Annotated in this window: 4 protein-coding genes and 1 pseudogene; all 5 read left to right on the forward strand. The window is 56.9% G+C overall.

All coding sequences use genetic code 11. The annotated features are described in order from the left end of the window. On the forward strand, positions 1 to 1,473 hold a 1,473-nt coding region (locus M0974_RS02320), incomplete at its 5' end, for a PAS domain-containing sensor histidine kinase (RefSeq protein ID WP_297832190.1). Between the two features lie 33 nt (positions 1,474 to 1,506). Further along, positions 1,507 to 2,136 carry a response regulator transcription factor gene (locus M0974_RS02325; RefSeq protein ID WP_297832194.1) on the forward strand — a complete coding sequence of 210 codons (630 nt, stop codon included), beginning with the start codon at positions 1,507 to 1,509 and terminating at the stop codon, positions 2,134 to 2,136. Positions 2,137 to 2,405: 269 nt separating this feature from the next. Next, entirely contained in the window at positions 2,406 to 3,530 is a 1,125-nt protein-coding gene (locus M0974_RS02330) for an ABC transporter ATP-binding protein (RefSeq protein WP_297832197.1), read from the forward strand. Between the two features lie 64 nt (positions 3,531 to 3,594). Then, complete coding sequence (locus tag M0974_RS02335) at positions 3,595 to 4,632, forward strand: ABC transporter substrate-binding protein (RefSeq protein WP_297832199.1); 1,038 nt, start codon at positions 3,595 to 3,597, stop codon at positions 4,630 to 4,632. 90 nt (positions 4,633 to 4,722) lie between these two features. Next, positions 4,723 to 4,897 (forward strand): annotated as a pseudogene (locus M0974_RS02340) (ABC transporter permease); the annotation flags it as partial.

Genomic DNA, 4,897 nt, shown 5'->3' on the forward strand with positions numbered 1-4,897 from the left:
AGCCTAATGGTCGCTAGGGAAGACATTGAGCTGCGTCGGACCAGTGAAAAAGCGCTGCGACTCACCCAGTTCTCCATCGACCAAAGCACCGTTGGCATTCTGTGGGTCAACTGGGACAGCCATGTGCGCTACGCCAACCGCGCCGCCGAGACCATGTTGGGCTACGCGATGGGCGGCGTGGTTGATCGGCCGCTAATTGATTTCGAGCCTGGCCTGCATATGGACCGCTGGCTAAACATGTGGAAACGCGCGCGCTCCACCGAGGAAAGCCCGCAAAGCTTTGAGACTAACTGCGTACGCGCCGACGGCAGCTTTTTGCCTGCCGACGTATCGTTAAGTTTTCTACGATTTAGAGATGCTGAATACCTGGTGGTGTTTCTCACCGACGTGACAGATCGGCGCAGGGCATTGGCTGCGCTGCAAGAAAGTGAAGCACGGCTGCAGGGTATTGCTGCCAACGTGCCGGGTTTGGTATTTCGGCTGGAGCGCACACAAGTCGGTGGCGCCCCCGAATTTGCCTACATCAGCGAGGGCAGTGAAAGCCTGGTGGGTTACGCGCCAGCGGCCCTGCGTCACCCTGACATGGGACTGCGCAATCTGGTCCATCCGGACGACCGTGCCGGCTATCACCTAGTGCAAGACCGCTCCTTGAACAGCGACAGTGATTGGTCGTGGCAAGGACGGATTTTGACCCGTGAAGGCGCTGAGCGCTGGGCGGAGATCAAAGCCATTGCTCGCCGTCTCGACGATGATCGAGTGGTTTGGGACGGAATTGTCTGGGACATCAGCGAAAGCAAACGTATCGAACTGCAACTGGCAAGCTCCCGCGAGCAACTGCGTGAGCTATCGGCGCACCTGGAAAGCGTACGTGAAGAAGAGAAGGCGCGGATCGCCCGGGAAGTGCATGACGAACTCGGGCAGATGCTGACTGTACTTAAGCTGGAAACGTCTATGTGCGAACTGGCTTACGCGGACCTCGACCCTGGCTTGCATGATCGGTTGAACAGCATGAAGCGCCTGATCTCGCAGTTGTTCCAGTTGGTGCGCGACGTTGCCACCGCATTGCGTCCGCCGATTCTCGATGCCGGGATCGCCTCGGCCATTGAATGGCAAGCTAGGCGGTTTGAAGCGCGAACCCAGATTCCGTGCCTGGTGCAGGTCCCGGACAACTTGCCGGCGCTCAGCGATGCCAAGGCGATTGGCTTGTTTCGGATACTCCAGGAAGCATTGACCAACGTGATGCGCCACGCGCAGGCGCACACCGTTGAGTTGAGCCTGACCTTGGAGGATGGCGTGCTGTGCATGACCGTTGCCGACGATGGGCGCGGGTTTGTCCCGGAGCAAGGTCGGCCGACGTCATTTGGTCTGGTGGGCATGCGCGAGCGGGTGTTGATGCTGGGCGGCACATTGGAACTAGACAGTGAGTCGGGTGAAGGCACAACCTTGCGCGCTTATATTCCGCTGGCCGTTTAAACATTCAGCGCCTTTGGCGTAGGAGCGAGAACAGTGATTCGTGTATTGGTTGCTGAAGACCACGCCATCGTCCGCGAGGGGCTTAAACAGCTGCTCGGGCTGGCAAAGGATTTGTTGGTGGTGGGCGAGGCCAGCAATGGCGAGCAGTTGTTGGAGACGTTACGCCATGTCGAGTGCGAAGTGGTGCTGTTGGACATCTCCATGCCGGGCGTCAACGGACTGGAGGCAATCCCGAGAATTCGTGCGCTCAACAACCCGCCAGCAATTCTGGTGTTGTCGATGCACGATGAGGCACAGATGGCTGCCCGTGCGTTGAAAGTCGGTGCAGCAGGTTATGCCACCAAAGACAGCGACCCCGCGTTGCTGCTGGCCGCCATTCGTCGAGTCGCTGCAGGCGGTCGTTACATCGACCCAGACTTGGCGGACCGCATGGTCTTCGAGGTGGGTTTGACTGACAACCGACCCTTGCATTCGCTATTGTCCGAACGCGAGTTTTCAGTGTTCGAGCGCTTGGCTCAAGGCGCCAACGTCAACGATATCGCCCAGCAATTGGCCTTGAGCAGCAAAACCATTAGCACCCACAAAGCGCGGTTAATGCAGAAACTCCACATCACCTCACTGGCTGATCTGGTGAAATATGCGATGGAGCATAAGTTGTTGTGAGGGACGCATGTCCGTCAGCGACATGTTTTTGTGCCTGACATGACACCATCGCGAGCAAGCCCTCTCTTACAATGTAATCGCGATCCCCTGTAGGCGCGGGCTTGCTCGCGATGGCAATGTCCCATCCAAAACATCAATCATGAACCGCATACCCATCCGCGCCATCTCTGTAGGGCAATCCCTACACCAATCTCTCTCTCCCCCCGATTTGCCAGAGCTGCAGCCTGATCTAGGCTTGATCCACGGCAGACAAAACAAAGGTGTGGGTAATGAGCGACGTCGATTCAAGCGCTGGGTTGAATGATGTTCTGGTCAGCTTTCGTGGCGTGCAGAAAAGCTACGACGGCGAAAACCTGATCGTCAAAGACCTCAACCTGGAAATTCGCAAAGGCGAGTTCCTTACCTTGCTCGGACCTTCTGGTTCCGGCAAAACCACCAGCTTGATGATGCTGGCAGGTTTCGAAACCCCTACCGCGGGCGAAATTAAGCTGGCCGGGCGCTCGATCAACAACGTGCCGCCGCACAAGCGCGACATCGGCATGGTGTTTCAAAACTACGCGCTGTTCCCCCATATGACCGTTTCCGAGAACTTGGCGTTTCCGTTGTCGGTACGTGGCCTGAACAAGTCGGACCTTGCCGACCGGGTCAAGCGGGCGCTGAGCATGGTGCAGCTCGACACCTTCGCTCACCGTTACCCGGCGCAGCTTTCCGGTGGCCAACAACAACGCGTGGCGTTGGCCCGGGCGTTGGTGTTCGAACCGCAGTTGGTGCTGATGGATGAACCGTTGGGTGCGCTGGATAAACAGCTGCGTGAACACATGCAGATGGAGATCAAACACTTGCACCAACGGCTTGGCGTGACGGTGGTCTACGTGACCCACGACCAAGGTGAAGCGCTAACCATGTCGGACCGGGTGGCAGTGTTCCATCAAGGCGAGATCCAGCAAATCGCCCCGCCGCGCACGTTATATGAAGAGCCTAAAAATACGTTTGTCGCCAACTTTATCGGTGAAAACAATCGCCTTAACGGCAACCTGATCAGTCGCTCGGGTGATCGCTGCGTCGTCGCGTTGGCCCGTGGTGAGAAGGTCGAAGCGTTGGCGGTGAACGTCGGCGAAATCGGCGATCCGGTGACGTTGTCGGTTCGACCTGAGCGTGTACGGGTGAACGGCCATAGCGAAAACTGTGTGAACCGGTTCTCTGGCCGCGTCGCTGAATTCATTTACCTGGGCGACCACGTGCGTGTGCGTCTGGAGGTTGCAGGCAAAACAGACTTCTTCGTCAAACAGCCAGTTGCGGAACTTGATCCGGGATTGACCGTGGGCGATGTGGTGCCAATTGGATGGCAGGTCGAGCACGTTCGCGCACTTGATCCCTTGCTGGAAGCGCTTTAACAGTCAGAGGCGAATTAATCGCCCCACGTATAACCAACACTGCACGCTGTGGAGAGAACAATAAATGCTTAAATCTTTGAAGTTCACCGCTATTACGCTGGGCATGATGTGCGCGGCGAACGCGATGGCGGCCGGCGATCTGACCGTTATTTCCTTCGGCGGTGCCAACAAGGACGCCCAGGTAAAAGCCTTCTATGCACCGTGGGAAAAAGCTGGCAACGGCAAGATTATTGCGGGCGAATACAACGGCGAAATGGCCAAAATCAAAACCATGGTCGACACCAAGAGCGTGTCTTGGGACCTGGTAGAAGTTGAATCGCCTGAGCTGTCCCGTGGTTGTGACGAGGGCATGTTCGAAGAAATCGACCCTGCATCGCTTCCGGGCACCAAAGCTGACTACGTGCCCGGCGCGATTCAGACCTGCGGCGTAGGCTTCTTCGTGTGGTCCACCGTGTTGGCTTACAACGCCGACAAGCTGGCAAGCGCACCGACTGGTTGGGCTGATTTCTGGGACACCAAGAAATTCCCAGGCAAGCGTGGCCTGCGTAAAGGCGCCAAGTACACCTTGGAATTCGCTTTGATGGCTGACGGTGTTGCACCGAAAGACGTCTACAAAGTACTGGCTGGCAAAGACGGCCAGGACCGCGCCTTCAAGAAGCTCGATGAACTCAAGCCGAACATTCAGTGGTGGGAAGCGGGCGCTCAACCGCCACAGTTCCTGAAATCCGGCGACGTGGTGATGAGCTCGGCTTACAACGGCCGTATCGCTGCCGTACAGAAAGAAAGCAACCTGAAAGTGGTCTGGAACGGCGGCGTCTACGACTTCGACGCATGGGCCATTCCGAAGGGTTCGAAAACCGCAGCCGAAGCGAAGAAGTTCATTGCTTATTCGGTTAGCCCGGAACAGCAGAAGACCTATTCTGAAAACATCGCCTACGGCCCAGCCAACACCAAAGCCGTGCCGCTGTTGGACAAAGGCATCCTGAAAGACATGCCGACTACGCCTGAAAACATTAAGGATCAGGTGCAGATCGACGTAGGCTTCTGGGCTGACAACGGTGAACAACTGGAGCAGCGTTTCACTGCGTGGGCTGCCAAATAAGCAGTTTGTGTTGAGTTAGGTCCAGGTGCAGTCCTTCCTCCTACGATGGGGAAGGACGCACTCATTGTTCAAAGATTTCCGGAGTTCGTTATGGCCATCGCAGTGCCCCTCACCGAAGGCGCCAGCCCCTCCTTGAAACAGCGTCTGGCTCGTGCTGAACGGGTTAATCGCTGGAAGGCTCAGGCATTGATTGCGCCACTGGTGCTGTTTTTGCTGCTGGTGTTTCTGGTGCCAATCGTTGCGCTGTTGTTCAAGAGCGTCGGTA

The sequence above is a fragment of the Pseudomonas sp. genome, from assembly GCF_026224925.1.
Classification (GTDB): Bacteria; Pseudomonadota; Gammaproteobacteria; order Pseudomonadales; family Pseudomonadaceae; genus Aquipseudomonas.

What these genes read in the sequence shown, in the direction of transcription:
- M0974_RS02330 (WP_297832197.1), top strand. Translation starts at nt 2,406, where the DNA reads ATGAGCGACGTCGATTCAAGCGCTGGGTTGAATGATGTTCTGGTCAGC.
- M0974_RS02335 (WP_297832199.1), top strand. Translation starts at nt 3,595, where the DNA reads ATGCTTAAATCTTTGAAGTTCACCGCTATTACGCTGGGCATGATGTGC.